The organism is Shewanella sp. GD03713 (assembly GCF_029843705.1).
Taxonomy (GTDB): domain Bacteria; phylum Pseudomonadota; class Gammaproteobacteria; order Enterobacterales; family Shewanellaceae; genus Shewanella.
Map to the genome: position 1 here is coordinate 4,693,498 of NZ_JAOCIW010000001.1, position 22,864 is coordinate 4,716,361.

Below are 22,864 nucleotides of genomic sequence, written 5' to 3' on the forward strand. Positions count from 1 at the left end.
TATGAGTGTTGCAATCCCAGCTGATTTAGAAGTTGCTCACGCCGAGGAGCACCACGAGCACCATGACACGGGTGGCAACACCCTGTTTGGTTTTTGGCTCTACCTGATGACCGACTGCATCCTGTTTGCATCGGTATTCGCCACCTACGCCGTGCTCTATATGAACACCGACGGCGGTGTATCGGGTAAAGACATTTTCGAACTGGACTTTGTGCTGATCGAAACGGCAGCCCTGCTGCTCAGTAGTATTACCTATGGTTTCGCGTTGATTTTCGCTAAGCGCCACAACAAGGCGGCAACCCTTACTTGGTTAGCCATTACCTTTGCACTGGGCTGTGTGTTTATCGGCATGGAAGTCTATGAGTTCCATCACCTGATCGAACACGGCAACGGCCCACAACGCAGCGCCTTCCTGTCATCTTTCTTCACCTTAGTGGGCATGCACGGCTTGCACGTGACCGCAGGGTTAATTTGGATGGCAATCATGATGATTGAAGTCGCCAAAACGGGCTTAGGCAACCGCAGCATCACTCGCCTGAGCTGCTTAAGCTTGTTCTGGCATTTCCTCGACATCGTGTGGATTTGCGTATTCACCGTTGTGTACTTATTGGGAGCATTGTAATGAGCACACATACTCATTCGCATGATCATAGCCATGGCGCAGACGATCTAGCCGCCAGCATCAAGTCCTACTTAGTCGGTTTTGTGCTGTCAGTGGTGTTAACTGCCATCCCATTCTGGGCGGTAATGACCCATCACTTCGAGCAATCGACGACGCTTGCCATCGTCGTTGTCACTGCACTGGTGCAGATTTTGGTACACCTTAAGTACTTCCTGCACTTGGACTTCTCTAAGGAAGGCAAGATCAACACCTTCTCCTTCCTATTTACCGCACTGATCATCGTGATGGTGGTTGGCTTGTCGGTATGGATCATTCTCGAAGCTAACGCTTTGATGATGTAACGAGACACAGCAAATGAACACACAAGCTAGATTGACATCGACGCAATGGAAAGCACGCTTCAAAGGGTATGTACAGGTGACTAAGCCTGGCATCATTTTCGGGAATCTGATTTCCGTTGCTGGCGGCTTCCTATTGGCCGCTAAGGGCGATGTGGATCTGGTCTTGATGCTGGCAAGCTTAGTGGGATTATCCTTAGTCGTCGCCTCAGGCTGTGCGATTAATAACTGTATCGACCGTGACATTGACGCCAAAATGCAGCGCACCTGCAAACGCGTCACCGTCACGGGCGAAATCCCCCTAAGCCATGTCTTGCTGTTTGGCATCGCCTTAGGCGTGCTTGGATTTTGCATCTTAGCCTTGTTAACCAATGCCTTAGCTCTGCTGTTTGCCGCTATTGGCTATGTCGTGTATGTCGGGATTTATAGCCTCTATATGAAGCGAAACTCGGTTTACGGCACCTTAGTCGGCAGCTTTTCGGGCGCAGTACCGCCCGTGGTGGGCTATTGCAGCGTGACGGGGCAAATGGATATGGGCGCAGTGATTTTATTGCTGATGTTCAGCCTCTGGCAGATGCCACACTCCTACGCCATCGCGATTTTCCGCTTTAATGACTATGCAGCCGCGAAGATCCCAGTGCTGCCAGTCGCCGAAGGGATGGCCAAGGCGAAGCACCATATAGTGCTCTATATCGCAGTGTTCGCCTTGGTCAGCACCATGCTGCCACTCGCAGGTTACACAGGCACCGCCTTTATGGCCGTGACCTGTGCCACCAGCCTATGGTGGCTAACAATGGCCCTCAAAGGTTATCGTCAAGATGTGGATATGCCACGTTGGGCCAGACAAGTGTTTGGTTTTTCAATTATTACCATCACAGCACTCAGTGTAACCATGGCGCTGGATTTTCAAGCGGTCAGTCAAACCCCACTGTTTACCTTAGTGCGATAAACATAACCTTTATTCAAAAACAAAAGCGCTAACCTAGGTTAGCGCTTTTTTATCGCCTTAATCCTCAACAACTAAGGGACAAGAGGGCGTTAAAAATGGATGAAGAGCACTACTTCATTGCCGATTTTACATAGACATCGAAGCGGTTTTTCTTAGTTTCGATAACCATACTGGGCTTAACGCCAGCGAGGTCTTCAGCATAATCGGGGCGCTTCACCACCACACGCTTACTGGCTAGAGCCATAGCGGGGGCGAGCAATCCATCGGCGTCGAGGTCTGCACCGACTAAGGTTTGGAAGACCCGCATTTCTTTTTTAACCAAGGCCGATTTGTCGCGGTGGGGGTACATAGGGTCGAGGTAGACCACATCAACCTCTTGCTCCAATTTGGCGAGTGCTTCGAGGCTAGAACCATGGAAAAGCTGCATACGTTCACGCATCCAGTCGCCGATTTCGGCATCTTGATAGGCGCGGCGCAGGCCGTCTTCTAATAATGCGGCCACCACAGGATGGCGCTCCACCATAGTCACAGTGCAGCCTAAGCTTGCCAGCACAAAAGCATCGCGGCCGAGGCCCGCTGTACCATCGACCACTTTTGGCGTAACGCCCTGCTTTAATCCAACGGCCTTAGCAATCGACTGCCCACGACCGCCACCAAACTTGCGTCTATGGGCAACCGCGCCAGTCACAAAATCCACAACTATGCCATCGAGCTTAGGCTCATCGCGCTTATGTAGCGTCAAGGTGTCTGATTCAAAACGCAATTCAAATGGCGCATCGACATCAAAAACCAGTTGCCAACGGGCACAAATGTCCACAAGTGTTGGAAATTGCTGATTAAAAAAGACTGGAATAGGCAAAGGGATCACTGTTTAACGGGTAGAAATTGCGGCCATTATGCCAAAGAACCGCCTTGATGAACATGCAAGCAAATCACCTTGTTTGCGAGTATTAAGTTGTTGGTCAATTTGTCTAACTGCTCCTATAAAAACTCAAACATCAATCACAATGTAATTGACTGATTTATAATGGAAGAAATCTATTTATGTAACAAATTAGCGATTTATGTTATATGTCTTATTCCCAGTCAACCTTAGCGACTTCCGTATGGAATAAGGACATTTTTTGCTTAACTGGCTGAAAGGTTTTTTGTTTATCAGAGAGCAAGACTTTTTAAACCCTGATAGAACCATATTAAAAACCAGTTTATTGCGGATTATTTTGCTAAGTGGTGCAGTATTGACCACCAGCATAGTGCTGCACAGTTCATTGATTGCATATGAACTCAACCTCAGTTTTATTATTGGCATTACGGTCAGTTTTTTAACCGTCTTATTTCTCGCATTATGGTTTACCCGTCGGTATTTGCTGGCGAGCTCAATCAGCTTGCTGGCCATGGTGGTCGCGGCCTGCTTGGCAATACTGTTGTTTATTCCAGATTTTACCTTGTCGCAAGCAGGCATTACCTTCCTGTATACGCTACCGCTGATGGCGCTTTTCCTGTTTGGTCGAAAAGTCGCCTTCTGGATGATGTGCTTCAATGTGCTGCCTTTCTTATTGCTACTGCGTAACCAGAATCTCCCGCCTATTGTCGATGTAGATATTAGCCTGCCAGCGACCCACGCTTACCTCAACGGGCTGTTGTTTATGTTTTTCAATATTTGTATCCCGTTGTCAGCCATGCGGTTGTTAAAAACCCAGAAAGTCCATGCGCAGCAAATGATCCAGCATCAACACGCGCTGCAACGCTCTTTAGATCAATATGCTGAAATCTTTGACAATAATGGCACGGCCTCCTTCTTCTGTAATGAAGATGGAGTGATCCTCAACTTGAATAATGCGGCAAAACAAATCGCAGGAGATGTCACACTTAATCGCACTCGCCTGTGTGATATTTTTGAAGTGGACCAAGATACCAGTACGAATTTGTTGGCCGCCTCATTCCATACCCGTTTAAGGCACAATAGCGGCAGCCGATATCTCCTGCAAAAAGCCTCATTGGAGCACCACGATACCTTGTTATTTCACTGTCACGATATCACGGCGCAAACCAATCATGCGCTTGAATTAAGTCGACTTAAAAAGCACCATATCAGCACTCATTATTATGATTTAGTCACGGGTTTACCCAACGAGAACCATTGGTATAACCCCGCTCCAAGCGCGACACATCAAGCAATGACCGTCGCTTTAGTTAAGATAGATAATCTCAGCCAAATCAATGCCGCATTTGGGATCGGCGTTGGTGATGCAATTCTAAAAGCCTTTGCCATAGAACTGAAAGAACGTGTCGGCCATCAGGCCAAAATATACCGCTTTAGGGGCGCATCCTTTGCCCTAGAATTCACCGAACTACCGTTAATCTCCCCAGAGACGCTTGCACAACAATTGCGGCAACGCATACCAACCAGTTTAAAACTGAAGCAAGAACAGCAGATTGAATATCATCTCGAATGTCGAATAGGTTGCTGTTCAGGTAATAAATCCGCGCCGCAGCAAGCCGCCGAGCAATGCTTAATTGCCATCAAACAAACCACCCAAGCTAACCCTGTCATGGTGTATTACGTTGGTTTGATTAACAATTTGCTTGAGGCCTCCTCGCAAGAAAGTAAAATCCGCGATGCGTTAAAACACAACCGTCTTGAAATGTGGTTACAGCCTAAAGTGATGGCTGATGGCCATATCATTAGCTTTGAAGCGCTCGCCAGAATGTTCGATAAAGACGGCAGCATGATCATGCCAAGCACCTTTATCCCCATTATAGAGTCGTCACAATTACAGGCGATTTTTGCGATGAAAGTGCTTAGACAGTTACTCCAACTGATCCGTGCTTGGCCAAAAAATGTCCCTATGGTCAGGATAGCTTTCAACTTGTCAGGGCAAGATATACTGTCGGATCGCTTCTTTAAAGTCTTGATCCAAACCTATATGAATCATCCTGAACTCATCCCATTATTAGAAATTGAAATTACAGAAACTTCAGTATTTTCAAAATATAAAGAAACTGGCAGACGTTTAAACACTCTTGCTCGTATGGGCGTATCCATTGCGATTGACGATTTTGGCACAGGCCATGCTTCCTTAAGCCAGCTGATTGACATAAGCGCCGATACAATCAAAATTGATCGCTACTTTGTCAGCCAGCTCGGCATTAGCGAGCGCCATACTCAAATTGTCAACGCCGCAATTTTATTAGCTAAAAGTTTAAACCTGAATGTCATTGCTGAGGGGATCGAAACCGAAACGCAATTAATGCAACTGACCGCACTAGGGTGTGAACAGTTTCAAGGTTACTTATTTGGTAAACCCGCCCCCGCTGGGCTTTGGCTAAAAACCTTCCAGATGCAAACCCCTTCACATTGGCTCACCCATAAAAAACGGGCGAAGTGAGGCATTAATTTTACGCCATAGGGCATCCTAGGTATAATTGCCGACATGCATTTGCCTCCCTTTGCTTTGTTTGCAAATAACTAGGATCCCCCATGTTAAGTTACCGTCACGGTTATCACGCCGGCAATTATGCCGATGTGCTGAAACACGCTATGTTGCTGCAAACCTTGCAGTTAATGCATAAAAAAGACAAACCGCTCGTGTATATCGACACCCATGCGGGTGCAGGCGGTTATGCGTTAACGGATGAGTTTGCCCAAAAGACAGGTGAATATCTCGACGGGGTAGCAAAACTGTGGGACAAAACCGATCTGCCCAAATCCTTGCAAGATTATATAGATGCGGTGCGTCATTTTAATGAAGACAATCCAGAAGAACTGAACTTTTACCCAGGTTCGCCAGCCTTTATCGATATGGATCTTGGGCCAAAGGATCGTATGCTACTGCACGAGCTGCACGGTACCGATCATCTGCTACTGGATGAGTATTTCGAACAAGATAAGCAAGTTAAAGTGATTAAAGGCGATGGCTTAAAAGGGCTGATTGCCGCAGTACCGCCACTAGAGCGCCGCGCACTGGTACTTGTTGACCCCAGTTATGAGATTAAGACCGACTATCAAACAGTGGCCGACACGTTAATCAAGGCGCACAAACGCTTTGCCACGGGCGTATTTATGCTCTGGTATCCGGTAGTCAACCGCGCGCAAACAGAAGAAATGCTCTCCCGCTTAGCCACTAGCGGTATTAAGCGCCAACTACGTATCGAGCAAGCCATCAAGCCCGATTCTAACGAGTTTGGCATGACTGCCGCAGGACTATGGGTGATCAATCCACCTTGGCAACTGGATGAAATTGCTACCGAAATGCTCGATTACTTAGGTAAAACCTTAGGCCAAGCAGATGGTCATGTCAGTGTAAAATGGGAAGTTGGCGAATAAGCTCAGCCAGATTGGCTTCAACATTATGAAGCTGCAACATAGCGCAGCGGATACTTTACTTGTCCCGCTGCGTTTGTTGTTAAAGCAGAATATCGATAGTTACAGCGAACCTTATACCTTAGTGCTGCGGTAACGCTTGAGCAGAATTTGCACCCGTTCTACGTAGGCTTGGGTTTCTGGATAGGGCGGAATACCGTTGTACTGAGTCACAGTTGTAGGCCCAGCATTATAGGCCGCACAGGCCAGCGCAATATCCCCATTGAACTGTTTTAGCATTTGCGCCAAATACTTACTGCCACCGAGAATATTCTCCTCTGGCAAAAAGGCATTAGTCACACCCATCTCTTTGGCGGTTTCGGGCATCAATTGCATTAATCCCATAGCCCCCGAGCGGGATATCGCTCTAGCATTAAATGCTGACTCAGCATGGATAACCGCACGGATAAGTGCAGGATCTAACCGATGTTTATGGGCCGCACGGCTGATTAAACTCTCGTAATTACGGGTAAACAACCGAATACCATTCCAATCGATAGTCGAGTCTGGGCGACAAGCAAAGCAATCGTACAGTAGGATTTGGTAATCGCTGCTCGATGGCGCTTTATCGGTAAAAACCGTTACGCCATTGGCCTGTTGATATTGATAAACCTTAAATTTTTCTTGGCCTTCCGCGCTGACGATGCCACTGTCAGAATAGCGCGCCACAATGCGCGGCTTAGTCGGTTTGACCTCTTCGGCGAACACGGTTGCAAAGCTCCCCCAAGTTAACAATAAGCCGAGCCCATATAGCGCAATCGACTTAAGGTAAGTAGGTGGTTGGTGCATTGCTATCATCAAAGTCCCGTGTATTCGTTTAGTTTAAGTATTTCAATAATAGCAAAGAGTTGCTTCATCTCACGGTTTAACTGGCTAAATTCTGTCGAAAAATTCGCACTATCAAAGATAGAGCGCATTTGGAAACGACTCCTACGATTGGGCAAAAATAGGATCAGCCGGTTGCGAAAGAAGGCACATTGGATATCACCAGCAAAGACCTTTGCCAGTTGCTGTAATCGCTCCATAAAAGCGGTGTTGAGCAAATAACGTGATTCAATTTGATCTGTTGAAAACACATCAAACTCTTTTTCAAACAAGGGGTCTTCTAGTCGCACTCTTTGCAGCCCCGAATGACTGTCGGATAAGAAATTCGCTAATCCGCCACGATCCTTTAATACCACGGTATGGCCGATAAACTGCTTGTGACTACTGAGCTCGACCACAGTGCCGCGAAAACGGGTTTCAGTGCGGGTTACGGTTCTGCGTTTATTACCGTCCCACTCTTCCACTCGCACATCTTTGGTCAGAGTTAACTCATTGACGATTAGTTCTACCCCTTTGTATTGACCGTGAATATAGTCACCAAAACTCACCTTGTCGTAATGAGGTAAGACTTTTGCCGCCGAGAGCCGATTCATATCAAGGCGCATCTCGCGATTATAGATAAAGTCTTCACCAAAATACTTAAACATGATGGGATAGATTTCTTGCTGTACTTGACGCGTAAACTGCCTTGTCGGGGTAAAACTCCAAAAACCTAATACCAGCAGTGCAATCATTGGTAGCGGAAACAACACCAGCCCACGGCTATGTCCCAATATCGTTAATAGTACGAGACCTGCAACAATCACTAAACTGAGATACAAGCGTTGACGTGCTGCCTTCAGGCTCGCTACGCGCTTGGTTTCATAACGGGCGGCAAGCGGTGCAAGGTGGGAATCATAGTACTGTTGCAGCGACTCCCTATCCGCAGGCTCTGCCGACAGTTTTACTGTCTGTCGCTGTGCCTTGATGGGACTGCCCAAGATAAAGGTGAGTATATTCATTGAGATCGTTATTTTACGGGGGTATTTTACCCCCGCAAATATTAAAGATTACAGATAATCTGCCGCGTCTATTGGTGCTTTAGATGCCTCACTGACTTCATAAAATGGCATCACTTTAATCTTAGCCATTGACGCAATAATCGACCCGGGAAAAATTTCAACGGCTGTATTTAACTCCGACACCGCTGAGTTATAGAAACGACGAGCCGCCGAAATATGTGCTTCGACCTCGTTATAGGTTTGCATGGCTTCAAGCATAGTGTTGTCGGACTTCAGCTCGGGATAGTTTTCAACATTAACCATCAATGTAGCCATTTTGTCATTTAACTGCTCGGCTTGTGCAATATGCTCTTTAACCGCATTGGGGTCAGTCTTGTTGTAATGACGGGTTAATTGCGTGCGTAGCTCAGTAATTTCAGTGAGCAATGACTTTTCATGATCCATAAATCGCTTGGCGATTTTGAGGATATTGGGCACGAGATCGGCGCGTTTAGCCAACTGCACATCGATCCCCGACAGAGCCTCAAGGGCGGTATTGCGTTTTTTGACTAGGCTGACATACCAAAGATAGGTCACGATAAAAATCAGCGCTAATCCTAGTAACAGTTTGTCCATCTTCCATCCTTAGTGTTTATTATTGTTTTTAATGGCTACAGCTAACCATAAATAAGCAAGAATTTCATCTAAAGCGATAGCTAACGCAATGAAATATTAGCTTTAGCTACTCTGGTCAGAGCATTAAACAACAAAATGACCAGCGAGATTATTCAGCTTGGATACAGAAAAACTAAGCTATAGTTAATTTGCACAACGTTTAGAGCAACCTTTTTGCTCGTGAATACTGGACTCCCCGTGAGTCCATTTTTTTATCCAAAATCTGCCTATATACTGCTCTAGCCTCATTTAAGTTTTATTTAAAGCACAAGCATCATACTTTTCGGCCAATTTTTTCACTTTTACCTTAGCGTTAATCCAATCACTTGAGCGAGAGGCTCCTCAGCCAAGTCACGCCGCATCGATTCAGCTCACGGATAAAAATGCGCTAGCAAAGGTCGACAGAGGCAAGGCATGAGTTTGAAATCCAATCATATTCCCATAAAGACACCGCCCCCACATGACATCAACTCAAGTGGCTGGTTTGTACGCTTTCTGAATATTGTCGAACGGTTAGGTAATTTATTGCCACACCCTATTACCCTGTTTGCTCTATTTTGTGTCGCTGTGATTCTGGTGTCTGGCATTGCTGGTTACTTTGAGTTGACGGTGGCCGATCCACGCCCCGAGGGCGCCCACGGCCGAGGTGCCGATGGACTTATCCATGTGGTTAGCCTGATGAATGCCGAAGGCTTGCGGATGATAGTGTCCAACTTAGTCACTAACTTTACCGGTTTTACCCCCTTGGGCACGGTTCTGGTTGCCCTACTGGGTGTGGGTATCGCCGAGCGTTCAGGACTATTATCCGCCGCCATGCGCGCACTCGTTATGGGAACATCAAAGCGTTTAGTGACAGTGACTATCGTGTTTGCGGGAATTATGTCAAACACCGCGGCAGAGCTTGGATATGTGGTATTAATTCCCATGGCGGCGATGATCTTCCACTCCTTAGGTCGCCATCCTCTGGCGGGGCTTGCCGCAGCATTTGCAGGGGTATCAGGGGGATACAGCGCTAACCTATTGCTTGGTACTGTCGATCCGCTGTTATCGGGTATCACTGAGGCGGCGGCGCGGATGATCGATCCCGACTACAACGTCGGCCCCGAGGTTAACTGGTACTTTATGTTTGTCTCGACCTTTGTGATCACTTTCCTCGGTGCCTTTGTGACCGAGAAAATTGTCGAGCCGAAACTGGGCAAATATCAAGGCGATGATGCCGATGAAACCGTGCACCAATCCATGGGCAATGTCACCGAGCTGGAAAAACGTGGCCTCAAGTGGGCGGGATTATCTATGCTGGTGCTCGCGGTAATCCTTGCGCTGTCAGTCGTGCCAGAGGGTGCACCACTGCGCGATCCTAAAACCGGTCTAGTCTCGGGGTCGCCGTTCCTCAAAGGCATCGTCGCCTTTATCTTTATCTGTTTTGCTATCCCCGGTTTTGTCTACGGCAAGGTCGTTGGCAGCATTAAAAACGATAAAGACGTTATCAATGCCATGTCGCACAGCATGAGCACTATGGGGCTGTATATCGTACTGGTATTTTTTGCGGCGCAATTTGTGGCCTTTTTTAACTGGAGTAATCTCGGCGCCGTGTTAGCCGTGCTGGGTGCAGATGCCCTGCAATCCATTGGCTTAACTGGACCAATCCTGTTCCTGTTTTTTATTATGATCTGTGGCTTTATCAACTTGATGCTGGGTAGCGCTTCGGCCCAGTGGGCCATTACCGCCCCCATTTTTGTGCCCATGCTGATGTTAGTCGGCTATGCGCCCGAAACCATTCAAGCGGCCTACCGTATTGGCGACTCAGTGACTAACTTAGTCACGCCTATGATGAGTTATTTCGGGTTGATTTTGGCCGTGGCTTGCCGTTACCAGAAAAACCTTGGCATAGGCACGCTTATCGCCACTATGCTGCCGTACACCTTAGTGTTTTTCGTTGGCTGGACGGCGTTCTTCTTCCTGTGGGTGTTTGGCTTTGGTCTGCCTGTGGGGCCAGGCGCAGCCACTTACTACACACCTTAAGCCGAGGCTTGCCTACATCCCTAACAAAAAGGGCGTCGAAGCTAAGCTCGACGCCCTTTTTGATGTTTGAATCCTTGGGTGGATTAACGACTTCAGTCGTATAACCATTCCATTAAAAAACTACAGATCAGCAAGAAAACCCCCAGATTAAACACCACAGTCTGTAACTTTGCCTTAGGCGATTTATCCTCGGCCTGACTCATCACTTGGTTGAGGGGAGTAAAAAACATATTAGGGTCAAGCCCCATGCCAATAAAAAATACTGCGACGGCAAAGAGGCGAGTCAGCTCAGGAACGGCCAGTTGCTCAAGATAAAACTCATAGGCGCCATAGGCGACCATGCCCAGCGCGATACAATGGCAAACGACTGCCATAATAAGCTGCTTAGTCATAAAACCTCTCACCGATGACACCACTTTGCTCCTAAACCAACACACTGTTACTCATTATGCGGCTGAAAATATTCGGCGCGCAGTCTATCTCTTTTACGTTGTAGCCGCACCCAGTCAAACCAACCAAATAAAATACCTGCCGCAGGATAAATACAGAATGCCCGAGCTAACTCGCCCCAAAAGGATGTATCTGAGGTGAAATAATGGATAGTGGCGACCACGAGGGAGGTCATGCCTCCCCAAAACAACACGCCAACCACTAGGATAAAAAACCACTTTCCCTTGGCTATGGCTTTATCCAGCGCTGCAAGTTCCTGTAACAACATACCAAGCTCCCTATCCATTATGATTCCGTCAATATGCCTGAATTGGCTAATGCTGGCTATCCATCGTAGTAACGATACGCTAACAAAAAGCCCTGCATGTGCAGGGCTTTAATAATGTTAGGTTAGATTACTCCGCCGAGGTCGGCTTTTCTTCTTTACCTTTCTTCTCGCGCTTACTGAAGATACGTTCCACAATCACGAAGAACAACGGCACGAAGAAGATACCGAGGAAGGTCGAACTCATCATACCGCCGAGTACACCGGTACCGATGGCGTTCTGGCTACCAGAACCTACACCTGTACTAATCGCTAACGGTACAACACCCAGACCGAAGGCGAGTGACGTCATCAGAATTGGACGTAAACGCACACGTACCGCATGTAAGGTCGCCTCAATAAGTCCCGCACCTTTCTCATAGAATTCTTTGGCGAATTCTACAATCAAGATGGCGTTCTTCGTCGCCAAACCGACCGTCGTCAACAGACCCACCTGGAAGAACACGTCGTTTGGTAAGCCACGACCATTCATCGCCAGCAGGGCACCGATAATCCCCAGCGGAACCACTAGGATTACTGCGAACGGTACAGACCAGCTCTCATAAAGTGCTGCCAGTACGAGGAATACCACCAGAATCGACAGCGCATACAGCGCTGGCGCTTGGTTACCCGATAAACGTTCCTCATAGGATAAGCCGTTCCACTCGATACCAAAGCCTGGTGGCAACTGCTTCACCATGTCTTCCATGATATTCATCGCCGCACCAGTACTGAAACCAGGAGCCGTTGCGCCTTGAATGTTCATGGCAGGTAGACCGTTGAAACGCTCTAGACGAGGTGAACCATATTCCCAAGCGCCTGTTGCGAAGGCCGAGAATGGCACCATGTCGCCCTTGTTGTTACGCACGTACCAAGTGTCTAAGTCTTCAGGTTGCATACGGTATTGCGCATCACCCTGTACGTAAACTTTCTTCACACGACCACGGTCGATAAAGTCGTTTACATAAGAGCCACCCCATGCGGTTGCGAGCACGCTGTTCACGTTCGCAATCTCAATGCCTAAGGCACTCAGTTTGGCGTGGTCGATATGCAACTGATAGATTGGCGCATCTTCCTGACCGTTTGGACGAACGCCCACGAGGTTTGGATTCTGTGCCGCCATACCTAACAATTGGTTACGCGCTGCGACTAACTTGTCGTGCCCTTGGCCATTCTTATCTTGCAGGTACATATCGAAACCGTTAGCCGTACCCAGCTCGATTACCGCAGGTGGTACGAAGGCGAATACGAAGGCTTCTTTCATTTGGCTGAATACGCCCATCGCGCGGCCCGCAATGGATTGCACATCCATACCTGGCGCTTCACGCTCTGACCAATCCTTCAAGCCAACGAAGGCAATACCCATGTTCTGGCCTTGACCCGCGAAACTGAAGCCCGCCACGCTGAATACCGATCTCACGCCCTCTTCTGCCAGATAGTGATCAGAGACTTTCTCTAACACTTTCATGGTGCTTTCTTGGGTAGAGTTGGTTGGCAAAATTGCCTGCGTGAACAAGATACCTTGGTCTTCGTCAGGTAAGAATGCTGTTGGCATGCGCATGAAAATCCAGCCCACAGCCACAACTAAGGCTGCGTAAATCATCATGACTCTGAAGCCACGCTTCACAATGCCAGCCACGCTCGATTCGTAACGGTTCGTTAAGCGATCGAAGCCACGGTTAAACCAGCCAAAGAAACCTGTTTCGATATGGCCATGGCCTTTCTTCAATGGTTTTAACATGGTCGCACACAGTGCAGGCGTTAAAATCAAGGCCACCAGCACAGACAGCGCCATCGCAGAAACGATAGTGATCGAGAACTGACGGTAAATAACCCCAGTCGAACCCGACATAAACGCCATAGGTACGAATACCGCCGACAAGGTCAAACCGATACCGACTAACGCGCCAGTAATCTGATCCATCGACTTACGAGTCGCCTCGAGTGGGCTTAAGCCCTCTTCGGCCATTACCCGCTCAACGTTTTCCACCACCACAATCGCGTCGTCCACGAGCAGACCAATTGCCAGTACCATAGCGAACATGGTGAGGGTGTTGATGGAGAAGCCCGTTGCCGACAGAATCGCAAAGGTACCCAACAATACGACAGGTACGGCGATCGTTGGAATTAAGGTCGCACGGAAGTTCTGCAGGAAGAGGTACATGATAACGAACACCAGTACGATAGCTTCGAGCAGAGTGTGTACTACGCCTTCAATCGATTTCTCAACGAATGGCGTTGTATCGTAGGGATAAACCACATCTAACCCCGCAGGGAAGAAGGGACGTAACTCTTCAACTTTAGCGCGAACCGCTGCCGCCGTATCAAGGGCGTTAGCGCCGGTTGCCAGCTTAATCGCGATACCCGAAGCTGGTTTGCCGTTATACAGAGACTCTACTGCATAGCTTTCTGAACCCAGTTCAACACGCGCCACATCACCCAAAAATACGTTCGCACCCGACGTATCGGATTTAAGAATGATCTTGCGGAATTGTTCTGGCGTTTGCAGACGGCTCTGTGCCGATACAGTCGCGTTTAACTCTTGTCCAGGCAGTGATGGCGTACCACCGAGTTGACCCGCAGAAACCTGCGCGTTTTGCGCACGGATAGCGCTCACCACATCTAAGCTGGTGAGGTTGTATTGGGTCAGTTTCAGTGGGTCTAACCATATGCGCATCGCGTATTGGGCACCGAAAATCTGAATTTCGCCCACGCCCGGTACACGGCTCATAGGATCTTGGATGTTAGCGCCCACATAGTCGGCGATGTCACCCTTATCTAAAGAACCGTCGGTCGAAACGAAGCCTAGTACCATCAAGAAGCCAGAGCTTGACTTGTTAACGTTAACCCCTTGAGATTGTACCTCTTGTGGTAACAAAGTCATTGCGCCCTGTAACTTGTTCTGTACCTGAACCTGCGCGATATCCGGATCGGCTTCTGCGTTAAAGGTCAAGGTAATAGAAGCGTTACCAAAGCTATCACTGGTTGATGCGATATAACGTAGGTGGTCGATACCCTTCATACGTTGCTCAATCACCTGAGTCACTGAGTCTTCAACGATTTTGGCCGATGCACCTGGGTAGTTCGCACTGATCACCACTGTCGGTGGCGCAATACTGGGGTACTGCGAGACTGGCAGGGATCGGATCGACAGAACCCCCGCCAACATAATGATTAAGGCGATCACCCACGCAAAGATGGGGCGATCAATAAAAAAACGTGCCATAGCTATGCCCTACTGTGCTTGGGTTTCAGAAATAACTTTGGGAGTGACTGGTGCACCTGGACGGATCTTTTGTAATCCTTCCACAATCAACTTATCGCCCGCTTCCAAACCGGCAGTAATACGCCATTGATTGTCGATAACTTCAGCTGTAGTAACAATTTTTGCTTCCACTACGCCTTGATCGTTCACCACCATAGCCACGGCTTGACCCTTAGCGTTACGGCTAATGGCTTTTTGCGGCACTAGGATGGCTTGAGGATCGGTACCGGTATTCAATACGGCGCGAACATACATGCCAGGCAGTAAGATGCCATCGGGGTTAGGGAACTCTGCACGCAGGATCACTGAGCCAGTGTTTTCATCCACACTCACTTCAGCAAATTGCAGCTTACCGCTGTGGCCATAAATCGTGCCGTCTTCTAAGACTAACTGCACGTCAGCGTTATCAGCCGCCTGCAGCTTACCTTGCTGCAGCTTGGCTTTTAGACGTAACAGCTGAGCACTCGACTGCGCGATATCCACGTTGATAGGATCGAGCTGTTGAATGGTCGCCAACGTTTGGCTTTGGTTAGCGGTCACCAGCGCACCGGCTGTCACACTCGATTTACCGATACGGCCTGAAATAGGCGCTAACACTTCGGTGTATTCGAGGTTAATTTTGGCAGTGTTGATTGCCGCTTCAGCCACAGTCACACTCGCCAGCGCTTCTTTGTAAGCCGCTTCAGCTTCGTCGAAATCCTGCTTACTGATGGCGTTAGTCTTCACTAACTGCTGATAACGGGCAGCTTTAGCCTTCGCCGATGCAAGACTTGCATTCGCTCTAGCTAAATCGGCATTTGCGCTTACCAATGCCGCTTTATAAGGTGCGGAATCGATTTGATAGAGGGACTCGCCCTGCTTCACATGGCCGCCTTCAACAAAGCTACGCTTGGTAATAATACCATTTACTTGAGGACGCACTTCGGCTTCGAGGAATGCCTTGCTACGGCCCGGTAATTCGACTTGGATAACCTGAGGCTTGGTAGCCACATTGATGACCCCCACCTCAACACTCTGCGGCCCAGCGCCAGCATGACCAGCCTTCTCTTCTTGAGGGCTACAAGCTGCCATCCACAACGCCACGCTAATTACTGAGGCAAGTTTAATTGTCTGCCGCATGAGAACTCCTTTAAATATTAACGCTACCGTTTTGCCACGCTGCAATGGTGAACTCACGGCCGTAATTATAACTAAAATCAAAGCTATTACTTATCGTATACCCTATAAGGATCAACAAGAAAGATAAACAAACAAAAGTGTAAACTAATGAAAATATTCACACCTTTGCCAATACCTTATTAGTAGAATTGTTATCCTATTTAAGAAGTATGTTAACTGTAGATAAGATTGTTAGCGTTATACGATACAAAGCACTTATTCAGCCTACTCTATATCAAAAATGTTGCAAACATGTTTGGCGACACAAATGTTTATACTCGATTAACCTGAGTAAACATTTATTTGATACAGCTAGGGCATATTAGCACAAGCTTTTACATAAGGTTTTGTGCATATATAACCCCTGTGTGGTCATATTGGATCAAGCATGGAATGACCATACCTTGCTATCCGAATGCCTACTATTGCTACGTAAATCCTTGTTACAAATGGGTCAGGGAAACGAATAGATATTCAAACCTTTGGACGCGACATTTTATGACCAAGCGTTGTATAGCGCAAATTGGATATTACATTTTGCACCCCATTTAATGAAACTCAGCTTCCCAAAAAAATGCAGTTTTATAAATTACGCTTTTATTGACCCTGTTATTTCGCTGCTTATTCACATTCATTCATATCTTTTCGTTATTGGTTCATCCCAGGCTGCACCGCTATTAACAATTTATTTTTACGATATAGGTGCGCTAACAATTTCCAATCACTTTGAGATGATGATTATGAAGATTCGTACTAAATTGCTGCTCACTGGGGCGTTACTTTCTTTGGCGGCCAGCTCCCACGCTGCTGAAGATAATCAACTCTTTGGTGGCACCCTTAACGGCAATGTTAATTTTGCTTCGGACTATGTGTTTCGTGGTGAATCCGAGACCTTAGACGGCGATATTCCGGTCGTCCAAGGCACATTAAGTTGGAACCACAATCAAGGCTGGTATGCTGGGGTATTTAGCTCCAACATTAAGTTTGCAGACCCAAACTTAGAAATTGTTACCGCGCCTTTTATTGGTAAAGCGGGAGAGTTTGGCGATTCTGGCTTTACCTATGATGTCATGCTGTTTTCATACCTTTACCCCGGTGCTTCCTATTCCAACTACACCGAATTATGGCTAAAAGTGGGTAAACAATTCGGTCGAGCCAACCTGCAACTCGAAGTCACCCCAACGGTGGATGACTGGTTTGGTGTCGATGGCTGGCACGGGGTGAACTACGCTCTACACCCCAGCTATAGCTTTGACAACGGTGTAAAAATCTCAGCATCTGTGGGTTATCAAGACCTAACGGGTGATGGTGCTGAAGGTTGGGGCCACTGGAACATAGGTTTAAGCAAAGCCTATTACGGTCTTAACTTCGATTTACGCTACCACGGCAGCACTGTCGACACTGACCATAAAGTCTATGGTACACAAACTGAAATCTTCGATGACAGAGTCGTCATTGGGATCAGTAAAAGTTTCTAATCCTGTTTTTTGCTTATACGTTCATCCCGCTGCTTCCCTGCAGTACTCCAATTGCTTGAAATATCGAGCCTTGACCAGCCAAATTTGGCTGGTCTTTTTTTATCTAAATACGATTATCACCCACGCTACAGGCTAACACCCGGCTGATATCCGCAAGACAACGGCCCGACTCCTGTTGCCATTGATTGAACACGGCCTGTATCTGTTTTAACGCCGTTTGCGAGCTAAAGCCGGCATCTACCAGCTTGTGCGCTTTAAAATAGCCTTGCACATCATCGGTTAACAAAAAGGTATCCTTACCGATTGCGCGCAAAAAATACGGCCCGGTATTGCCACCGAGACGAGCACCGCGCTTCTTTAAGAGCGCCCAAAGCCCGACTATGTCTTCGGTCGGCCAGTCGGCAATCAGCTTAGCCAAGCTGCCATGTTCGCGGGCAATATCATGGATCATCAAAGCATTATCATAAATTGCTTGGGTTTTCTTTAGGTGGCGAATCAAGGTCGCATCCGCAGCGCGAGCTTGGATCTGCTCGGGTGACAACATTAATACCTTCTCGGGCACAAAATGAAAGAAGGATTTTTCGTAAGCAGGCCATTTATTATCGACCACGCGCCAGACAAAACCACTCTGGAACACTTGTCGGCTCATGGCCGAAAGCAGCGTAGCATCATCGTATTGACGAATTTCAGCACTCGTTAGGCACCCAGGAAGTAAGGCTTCGAGTCCCTTTTTACCGCCTTTGCGCTCACTCGCTCTGGCATAGATGGATGAGAAACTTTCTAATTGGCTCATGCTGTTACCTTTGATTATCGATATTTCACTAGCGTTTCTAGGCGTTAATAGTACCGAATTTGAGCCCCCGGGGATCATTCCGTATGGAAAACCTGTTTTACGTCCATTTCTGGCCCTTTGAAGAAATTCCCACTGCACGCATGTTGATACCGACTAAAGTTAAGGCGTAGAGTCAAAAAATGCAGTGGTTATGGGGTCGGTACCTATGGAGCTTTTCTATCATCCGTTATCACGATATTCACAGAAAGTATTAATTGCTCTCTATGAGAAACAAGCGAACTTTTATCCGCGGATCACTGATTTACGCGACCCACTGGCACGCAAGGCCTTCCAGCAATTTTATCCTCCTGGCAAACTGCCATTGCTCAAAACGCAAGAAGGCCAACTGATCCCCGAATCCAGCATTATTATTGAATACTTAGACAGGCATTTTCAAAACGGTACAGAGTTATTACCCGCGGAGGCTGAACGGAATTTGGCGGTGCGCCTATTCGATCGCATTATTGATTTTGATATCAATAACCCACTATTCCAATTAGAAAAATTAAAGTATGCCCCTGATGGGCATGAGTTCGAAATCAAGCAGATTGAAAAACAAATGCTTACCCAATTTCAACGCTTAGATAGCCATCTTAGTCAAAATCATTGGGTGTGTGGCGACAGTTTTACCTTAGCCGACTGTGCACTGATCCCCTGCTTAAGCTACAGCTTTGCTCACTTAAACCTATTGGATTTAGATGAGTTAGTCCGTTATTGGCAACAGGCGCAGCTTCGCGGCGCCTGGACACTCGTGCTTGAAGAAGTGCTACTAGCCGAAATGGAAGAAGACACTGGGATTAGGAGTATTCCCTAGTACCAGCGTCCTAAAGATTGCGCTCTTTCTTTAATTGTAAAAATGCTTTCCATTTCACGACTTCGGGCGGTAACTCAGGAGCCGGATCGGTATAGCCTGCTTCTTTAACTAATACCTCTAAAGGCACTTGCTTACCTTTACACACAAACACACCACGCACATGCACTATACAATGCAGGCCGCGCTCACTGATAAAGCGTTGTTCAATATAGAAATATTTTTCATCCCAGCCCACGACCTTGGTTTCAATCTCAAACTTTTTTAAGGGCTTGATATCGCGGATATAGGTAAATTCGGCGGCGTTAACAATTGGCATCCATTTTAATTTGAGGAAACGCTTCAGCAACCCCATTTCGGCCAACATATAGGTGCGGGCCAGATCCATAAACGCCGGATAACGGGAGTTAGTAAGATGGAAATTGATATCGCAATCACTGGGCAACGCGCGATAAGTAATGCGGCTCGTCCCCAAAAAATCAATCTTACGGCAATGGCGCGTGCGCCAAAATAACAACCAAAACAAACGGAAATACAGATTCATATGCAGTCGCCCTAAAAAGAAGAGCCACAGGCTAACAGAGGTCATACCAGAGGGCAAGCGAGATCTAGCTCACAAAAAAGGCGCCATTTGGCGCCTTTTTATGCTCAAGCACAGCTATTTAGTATGGCTTAAGCGGCAATCCCAGAGTGGCGCAGCAGCGCATCAATACTCGGCTCGCGCCCCATAAACTGCTTGAACAAGTCCATAGGCTCCGCCGAACCGCCCATTTCGAGGATGTTGTGCAGGAAGCTACGGCCCGTATCAGGATTGAAGATGCCCTCCTCTTCGAAGCGAGAAAACGCATCCGCCGACAGCACTTCTGCCCACTTGTAGCTGTAGTAACCCGCGGCATAACCGCCCGCAAAAATATGCGCAAAACCATGTTGGAAACGGTTAAATGCAGGCGGAATTAACACGGCTACCTGACGACGCACTTCGTCCAAGGTCTCTTGAATACGCGCCCCTTTGGCGGGGTCATATTCGTGGTGCAATCTAAAATCGAACAGTGAAAACTCCAACTGGCGCAACATCATCATGCCTGATTGGAAGTTTTTCGCCGCTAACATCTTGTCTAACATGGCTTTTGGCAAAGGTTCACCGGTTTCGTAGTGACCGGAGATCTCCGCTAAGGCTTCTTCTTGCCAGCACCAGTTTTCCATAAACTGGCTAGGCAATTCGACCGCATCCCAAGGCACGCCGTTGATACCTGACACGCCAGCCACGTCGATTTTGGTTAGCATATGGTGAATGCCATGGCCAAATTCGTGGAACAGCGTCGTCACTTCATCGTGGGTAAAGAGTGCCGGTTTGCCATCTACAGGGCCGTTAAAGTTGCAGGTGAGATAAGCCACAGGCTTTTGTAGACCCGTAGGCGTGTGACGACGCACTCGGCAATCATCCATCCAAGCGCCGCCGCGTTTACCCGTGCGGGCGTATAGGTCTAAATAGAAGCTGCCTCTGTGCTCGCCCGTTTCGTCGAAAATATCGAAGAAGCGCACGTCTTTATGCCAACGGTCGAACTCAGTTTGCTCGACAATCTTTAAGCCAAATAGGCGCGAGACAGTGTAAAACAAGCCAGAGAGCACTTTATCTTCGGGGAAGTAAGGACGCAGCAACTCTTGAGAAATCTCATACTTATGTTGCTGTAACTTCTCGGCGTAGAAACTCAAATCCCAAGAAGCCATTTCGCTCACGCCGTACTGCTCCAGCGCAAAGGCTTTTAACTCAGCCAGTTCGGCTTTGGCCTGATCTTTAGAGCGCAGCGCTAATTCATTTAAGAATGCCATCACCTGCGCAGGCGTTTCGGCCATTTTCGTCGCGAGGGATTTTTCGGCAAAACTATCAAAGCCTAACAATTGCGCCAACTCGTGGCGCAGCGCAAGGATTTCATCCATCAAGGGACCATTATCGAATTCACCCGCATTTGGACCTTGATCCGAGGCGCGCGTCACGTAGGCGCGGTAACACTCTTCACGCAGGCTACGGTTTTCGCTGTAGGTCATCACGGGTAAATAGGAAGGGAAATCTAAGGTAAATAACCAACCTTCTAATTCGCGCGCCTCGGCCATCGCTTTTGCGGCCGCCTTGGCTGAATCGGGTAAACCGGCTAATTCTGCCTCGTCGGTAATTAACTTAGTCCAGGCTTGGGTCGCATCCAGTAATTGATTTGAAAAGCCGCTCGTCAGCTCGGATAGGCGCTTAACGATTTCGCCATAACGCACTTTTTGCCCATCGTCTAAGCCGATACCCGAAAGCTCGAAGTCCCGTAAGCTGTGCTCAATCACCATCTGTTGTGCTTGGCTTAATTGAGCAAACTCTGCCGATGCACGTAGTGATTTATATGCCTCGTATAACCCTTGGTGTTGGCCAACGTAAGTGCCGTATTCGGATAACAGTGGCAAACAAGCATCATGGGCCGCGCGCCATTCATCTGTGCTCACCACTGAGTTCATATGGGAAACGGGTGACCAAATCTGGCTTAACTCATCATCTACTTGCTCCAGAGGGGCGACTAAGTTATCCCACGTAAAAGGCCCAGGGTTTTGCAGCACTTCATCAATCTTGGCACGGCACTGAGCAATGGCTTGCTCAACGGCAACTTGAATATGTTCAGGTTTAATCTGTGAAAAAAGCGGTAATGCAGCGCCGTTAAGCAAAGGGTTGCTCATAATGATTCCTCTACAATCTGTGTAGCTAATAAATAAGGGCTTATGTTCAATTTATCAAGGCGAGAAAACCGATTGCTATCTTCGTTTGTAGGCCTAACGCCATTTCATCAATAAAAAAGTGAACCAGCTCTCAATTAGGATTTACACTAAATTTACCCTTTGAATCTTGATAGTTTGATCGCAAATCAAATCCATTCTCATTAACGCTTATATGTATATAGGCTAACATCTGTGCATATTCTATATTTTCAATTAGATTGGCTTATTTATGGCAGCATCAGTTAAATCCATCATTAGCGCCGTAGGCGCCATTAGCTTAGTTTGCTTTAGCCATCCATGTTTGGCCAACGAGAGCTTGGCGCAAACCGAAGGGATATTAAACAGCAAATTATCTGCGGCTAACGTGCCTTTAACTGCTAACATCGATTTAGGCTGGGATAGCAAGTATGTTTCGCAGGGGCGCAATAACTTGGCTAAAGGCGGTATTTATTGGATGAATACCAGTATTCAATACGGCAATCTCACCACCTATGCCCTCGTTGGCCGTGGTGATAGCCAAGCCTATACTGAGTGGAATATTGGCCTAGAATACGCTTTGGATTTAAGTGAACATTTAGAAGCGAATCTTGGCTATCAACGTATTGAAGGCTATAGCAGTAGCCGCTGTCAGGATAACGAACTGTTTGCTGAATTGGCTTACACCGCCAAGCCTTGGCTAGTGCCTTCCGTGAGTTATGTCTACTCCACCGAGGCGGCGGGCTATTTTGTGGAGCTGAGCCTACACAGCTATTGGCAAGTTACAGAGCAATTCACACTCTCCCCCTACGTAACACAAGGCGTTGATTTTAAATATCGAACAGAAGAGCACAATGGTAGAAATCATCTCCAGTTTGGGCTAGAAGCAAGCTATAACCTTACCGAGAATATGAATATTAGTGGCCATATTAGCCACAGTATTGCGCAGGCAGATATAGAGCAAGAAGCGGCCACGAATGGCGACTTTAGCTCACAGGATCAAACCTATGCGGGCATCCACTTTAATATCAGCTTCTAAGCGTTACTCGGCCTAACTCCCCTTCG

The 22,864-nt window shown here is 47.5% G+C and carries 20 protein-coding genes; 9 read left to right on the top strand and 11 right to left on the bottom strand.

What is annotated here, in order from left to right; translation table 11 throughout:
• The first annotated feature begins 1 nt into the window (after position 1).
• From cyoC to cyoE, 3 genes are read left to right on the top strand one after another with little or no spacing between them, the layout of a single operon-like run.
• Positions 2–622, top strand: a complete 621-nt coding sequence (gene cyoC / locus N5E87_RS20505; protein WP_011718747.1) for a cytochrome o ubiquinol oxidase subunit III — start codon at positions 2–4, stop codon at positions 620–622.
• A complete protein-coding gene (cyoD, locus tag N5E87_RS20510) occupies positions 622–963 on the top strand; it encodes a cytochrome o ubiquinol oxidase subunit IV (protein WP_011627629.1) in 342 nt (113 codons plus the stop codon). Before cyoC ends, cyoD begins: the two co-directional genes overlap by 1 nt.
• A gap of 13 nt (positions 964–976) precedes the next feature.
• Complete coding sequence (cyoE, locus tag N5E87_RS20515; RefSeq protein WP_279775819.1) at positions 977–1,909, top strand: heme o synthase; 933 nt, start codon at positions 977–979, stop codon at positions 1,907–1,909.
• Between the two features lie 109 nt (positions 1,910–2,018).
• On the opposite strand, the gene N5E87_RS20520 is transcribed toward cyoE, so the two are convergent.
• Positions 2,019–2,768 carry a class I SAM-dependent methyltransferase gene (locus tag N5E87_RS20520; RefSeq protein ID WP_279775820.1) on the bottom strand — a complete coding sequence of 250 codons (750 nt, stop codon included), beginning with the start codon at positions 2,766–2,768 and terminating at the stop codon, positions 2,019–2,021.
• Positions 2,769–3,033: 265 nt separating this feature from the next.
• On the opposite strand from N5E87_RS20520, the gene N5E87_RS20525 reads away from it, so the two are divergent.
• Both N5E87_RS20525 and rlmJ read left to right on the top strand, forming a co-directional pair.
• Positions 3,034–5,298 carry an EAL domain-containing protein gene (locus N5E87_RS20525; protein ID WP_279775821.1) on the top strand — a complete coding sequence of 755 codons (2,265 nt, stop codon included), beginning with the start codon at positions 3,034–3,036 and terminating at the stop codon, positions 5,296–5,298.
• A 92-nt stretch (positions 5,299–5,390) separates the two neighbouring features.
• Positions 5,391–6,236 carry a 23S rRNA (adenine(2030)-N(6))-methyltransferase RlmJ gene (gene rlmJ, locus N5E87_RS20530; RefSeq protein ID WP_037423811.1) on the top strand — a complete coding sequence of 282 codons (846 nt, stop codon included), beginning with the start codon at positions 5,391–5,393 and terminating at the stop codon, positions 6,234–6,236.
• Positions 6,237–6,347: 111 nt separating this feature from the next.
• On the opposite strand, the gene N5E87_RS20535 is transcribed toward rlmJ, so the two are convergent.
• From N5E87_RS20535 to N5E87_RS20545, 3 genes are read right to left on the bottom strand one after another with little or no spacing between them, the layout of a single operon-like run.
• A complete protein-coding gene (locus tag N5E87_RS20535) occupies positions 6,348–7,070 on the bottom strand; it encodes a lytic transglycosylase domain-containing protein (RefSeq protein WP_037423814.1) in 723 nt (240 codons plus the stop codon).
• Entirely contained in the window at positions 7,070–8,098 is a 1,029-nt protein-coding gene (locus tag N5E87_RS20540; RefSeq protein WP_099457215.1) for a DUF3137 domain-containing protein, read from the bottom strand. The genes N5E87_RS20535 and N5E87_RS20540 overlap by 1 nt, the downstream gene beginning before the upstream one ends.
• A gap of 48 nt (positions 8,099–8,146) precedes the next feature.
• Positions 8,147–8,713: a LemA family protein gene (locus tag N5E87_RS20545; RefSeq protein WP_037423819.1), complete on the bottom strand. Its 567-nt coding sequence runs from the start codon at positions 8,711–8,713 to the stop codon at positions 8,147–8,149.
• A 453-nt stretch (positions 8,714–9,166) separates the two neighbouring features.
• Here N5E87_RS20545 and N5E87_RS20550 point away from each other — a divergent pair, with 453 nt between their 5' ends.
• The gene (locus N5E87_RS20550) at positions 9,167–10,774 is read left to right on the top strand and encodes an AbgT family transporter (RefSeq protein WP_279775822.1); all 1,608 of its coding nucleotides are present in this window, start codon (positions 9,167–9,169) and stop codon (positions 10,772–10,774) included.
• 92 nt (positions 10,775–10,866) lie between these two features.
• On the opposite strand, the gene N5E87_RS20555 is transcribed toward N5E87_RS20550, so the two are convergent.
• The 4 genes from N5E87_RS20555 to N5E87_RS20570 all read right to left on the bottom strand — a co-directional run bounded on the left by N5E87_RS20555 (position 10,867) and on the right by N5E87_RS20570 (position 15,912).
• Entirely contained in the window at positions 10,867–11,166 is a 300-nt protein-coding gene (locus N5E87_RS20555; RefSeq protein ID WP_011624555.1) for a hypothetical protein, read from the bottom strand.
• A 47-nt stretch (positions 11,167–11,213) separates the two neighbouring features.
• The gene (locus tag N5E87_RS20560) at positions 11,214–11,510 is read right to left on the bottom strand and encodes a hypothetical protein (protein WP_279775824.1); all 297 of its coding nucleotides are present in this window, start codon (positions 11,508–11,510) and stop codon (positions 11,214–11,216) included.
• A gap of 109 nt (positions 11,511–11,619) precedes the next feature.
• Complete coding sequence (locus N5E87_RS20565) at positions 11,620–14,754, bottom strand: efflux RND transporter permease subunit (RefSeq protein ID WP_279775825.1); 3,135 nt, start codon at positions 14,752–14,754, stop codon at positions 11,620–11,622.
• Positions 14,755–14,763: 9 nt separating this feature from the next.
• Complete coding sequence (locus N5E87_RS20570; RefSeq protein WP_023266142.1) at positions 14,764–15,912, bottom strand: efflux RND transporter periplasmic adaptor subunit; 1,149 nt, start codon at positions 15,910–15,912, stop codon at positions 14,764–14,766.
• A 770-nt stretch (positions 15,913–16,682) separates the two neighbouring features.
• Between N5E87_RS20570 and N5E87_RS20575 the strand changes: the two genes are divergently transcribed.
• Entirely contained in the window at positions 16,683–17,429 is a 747-nt protein-coding gene (locus tag N5E87_RS20575; protein WP_139122608.1) for a TorF family putative porin, read from the top strand.
• A 103-nt stretch (positions 17,430–17,532) separates the two neighbouring features.
• Here the strand turns inward: N5E87_RS20575 and N5E87_RS20580 are convergent, their stop codons facing one another.
• On the bottom strand, positions 17,533–18,222 hold the full coding sequence (locus N5E87_RS20580; RefSeq protein WP_069453947.1) for a DNA-3-methyladenine glycosylase I: 690 nt from the start codon (positions 18,220–18,222) through the stop codon (positions 17,533–17,535).
• A 205-nt stretch (positions 18,223–18,427) separates the two neighbouring features.
• On the opposite strand from N5E87_RS20580, the gene N5E87_RS20585 reads away from it, so the two are divergent.
• Positions 18,428–19,075, top strand: a complete 648-nt coding sequence (locus tag N5E87_RS20585) for a glutathione S-transferase family protein (protein ID WP_037423840.1) — start codon at positions 18,428–18,430, stop codon at positions 19,073–19,075.
• 10 nt (positions 19,076–19,085) lie between these two features.
• Here N5E87_RS20585 and N5E87_RS20590 read toward each other — a convergent pair whose 3' ends face one another.
• Both N5E87_RS20590 and prlC read right to left on the bottom strand, forming a co-directional pair.
• Complete coding sequence (locus N5E87_RS20590) at positions 19,086–19,616, bottom strand: thioesterase family protein (protein WP_037423843.1); 531 nt, start codon at positions 19,614–19,616, stop codon at positions 19,086–19,088.
• Between the two features lie 128 nt (positions 19,617–19,744).
• On the bottom strand, positions 19,745–21,784 hold the full coding sequence (prlC, locus tag N5E87_RS20595; protein WP_279775826.1) for an oligopeptidase A: 2,040 nt from the start codon (positions 21,782–21,784) through the stop codon (positions 19,745–19,747).
• Between the two features lie 268 nt (positions 21,785–22,052).
• On the opposite strand from prlC, the gene N5E87_RS20600 reads away from it, so the two are divergent.
• Positions 22,053–22,838: a hypothetical protein gene (locus N5E87_RS20600; protein WP_037427432.1), complete on the top strand. Its 786-nt coding sequence runs from the start codon at positions 22,053–22,055 to the stop codon at positions 22,836–22,838.
• Positions 22,839–22,864 lie beyond the last annotated feature (26 nt).

Bases quoted from the DNA above. Each gene is read 5' to 3' on its own strand.
- cyoC (WP_011718747.1), top strand. From the start codon at position 2: ATGAGTGTTGCAATCCCAGCTGATTTAGAAGTTGCTCACGCCGAGGAG.
- cyoD (WP_011627629.1), top strand. From the start codon at position 622: ATGAGCACACATACTCATTCGCATGATCATAGCCATGGCGCAGACGAT.
- cyoE (WP_279775819.1), top strand. From the start codon at position 977: ATGAACACACAAGCTAGATTGACATCGACGCAATGGAAAGCACGCTTC.
- rlmJ (WP_037423811.1), top strand. From the start codon at position 5,391: ATGTTAAGTTACCGTCACGGTTATCACGCCGGCAATTATGCCGATGTG.
- N5E87_RS20535 (WP_037423814.1), bottom strand. From the start codon at position 7,070: ATGATAGCAATGCACCAACCACCTACTTACCTTAAGTCGATTGCGCTA.
- N5E87_RS20540 (WP_099457215.1), bottom strand. From the start codon at position 8,098: ATGAATATACTCACCTTTATCTTGGGCAGTCCCATCAAGGCACAGCGA.
- N5E87_RS20545 (WP_037423819.1), bottom strand. From the start codon at position 8,713: ATGGACAAACTGTTACTAGGATTAGCGCTGATTTTTATCGTGACCTAT.
- N5E87_RS20550 (WP_279775822.1), top strand. From the start codon at position 9,167: ATGAGTTTGAAATCCAATCATATTCCCATAAAGACACCGCCCCCACAT.
- N5E87_RS20555 (WP_011624555.1), bottom strand. From the start codon at position 11,166: ATGACTAAGCAGCTTATTATGGCAGTCGTTTGCCATTGTATCGCGCTG.
- N5E87_RS20560 (WP_279775824.1), bottom strand. From the start codon at position 11,510: ATGGATAGGGAGCTTGGTATGTTGTTACAGGAACTTGCAGCGCTGGAT.
- N5E87_RS20565 (WP_279775825.1), bottom strand. From the start codon at position 14,754: ATGGCACGTTTTTTTATTGATCGCCCCATCTTTGCGTGGGTGATCGCC.
- N5E87_RS20570 (WP_023266142.1), bottom strand. From the start codon at position 15,912: ATGCGGCAGACAATTAAACTTGCCTCAGTAATTAGCGTGGCGTTGTGG.
- N5E87_RS20575 (WP_139122608.1), top strand. From the start codon at position 16,683: ATGATGATTATGAAGATTCGTACTAAATTGCTGCTCACTGGGGCGTTA.
- N5E87_RS20580 (WP_069453947.1), bottom strand. From the start codon at position 18,222: ATGAGCCAATTAGAAAGTTTCTCATCCATCTATGCCAGAGCGAGTGAG.
- N5E87_RS20585 (WP_037423840.1), top strand. From the start codon at position 18,428: ATGGAGCTTTTCTATCATCCGTTATCACGATATTCACAGAAAGTATTA.
- N5E87_RS20590 (WP_037423843.1), bottom strand. From the start codon at position 19,616: ATGAATCTGTATTTCCGTTTGTTTTGGTTGTTATTTTGGCGCACGCGC.
- prlC (WP_279775826.1), bottom strand. From the start codon at position 21,784: ATGAGCAACCCTTTGCTTAACGGCGCTGCATTACCGCTTTTTTCACAG.
- N5E87_RS20600 (WP_037427432.1), top strand. From the start codon at position 22,053: ATGGCAGCATCAGTTAAATCCATCATTAGCGCCGTAGGCGCCATTAGC.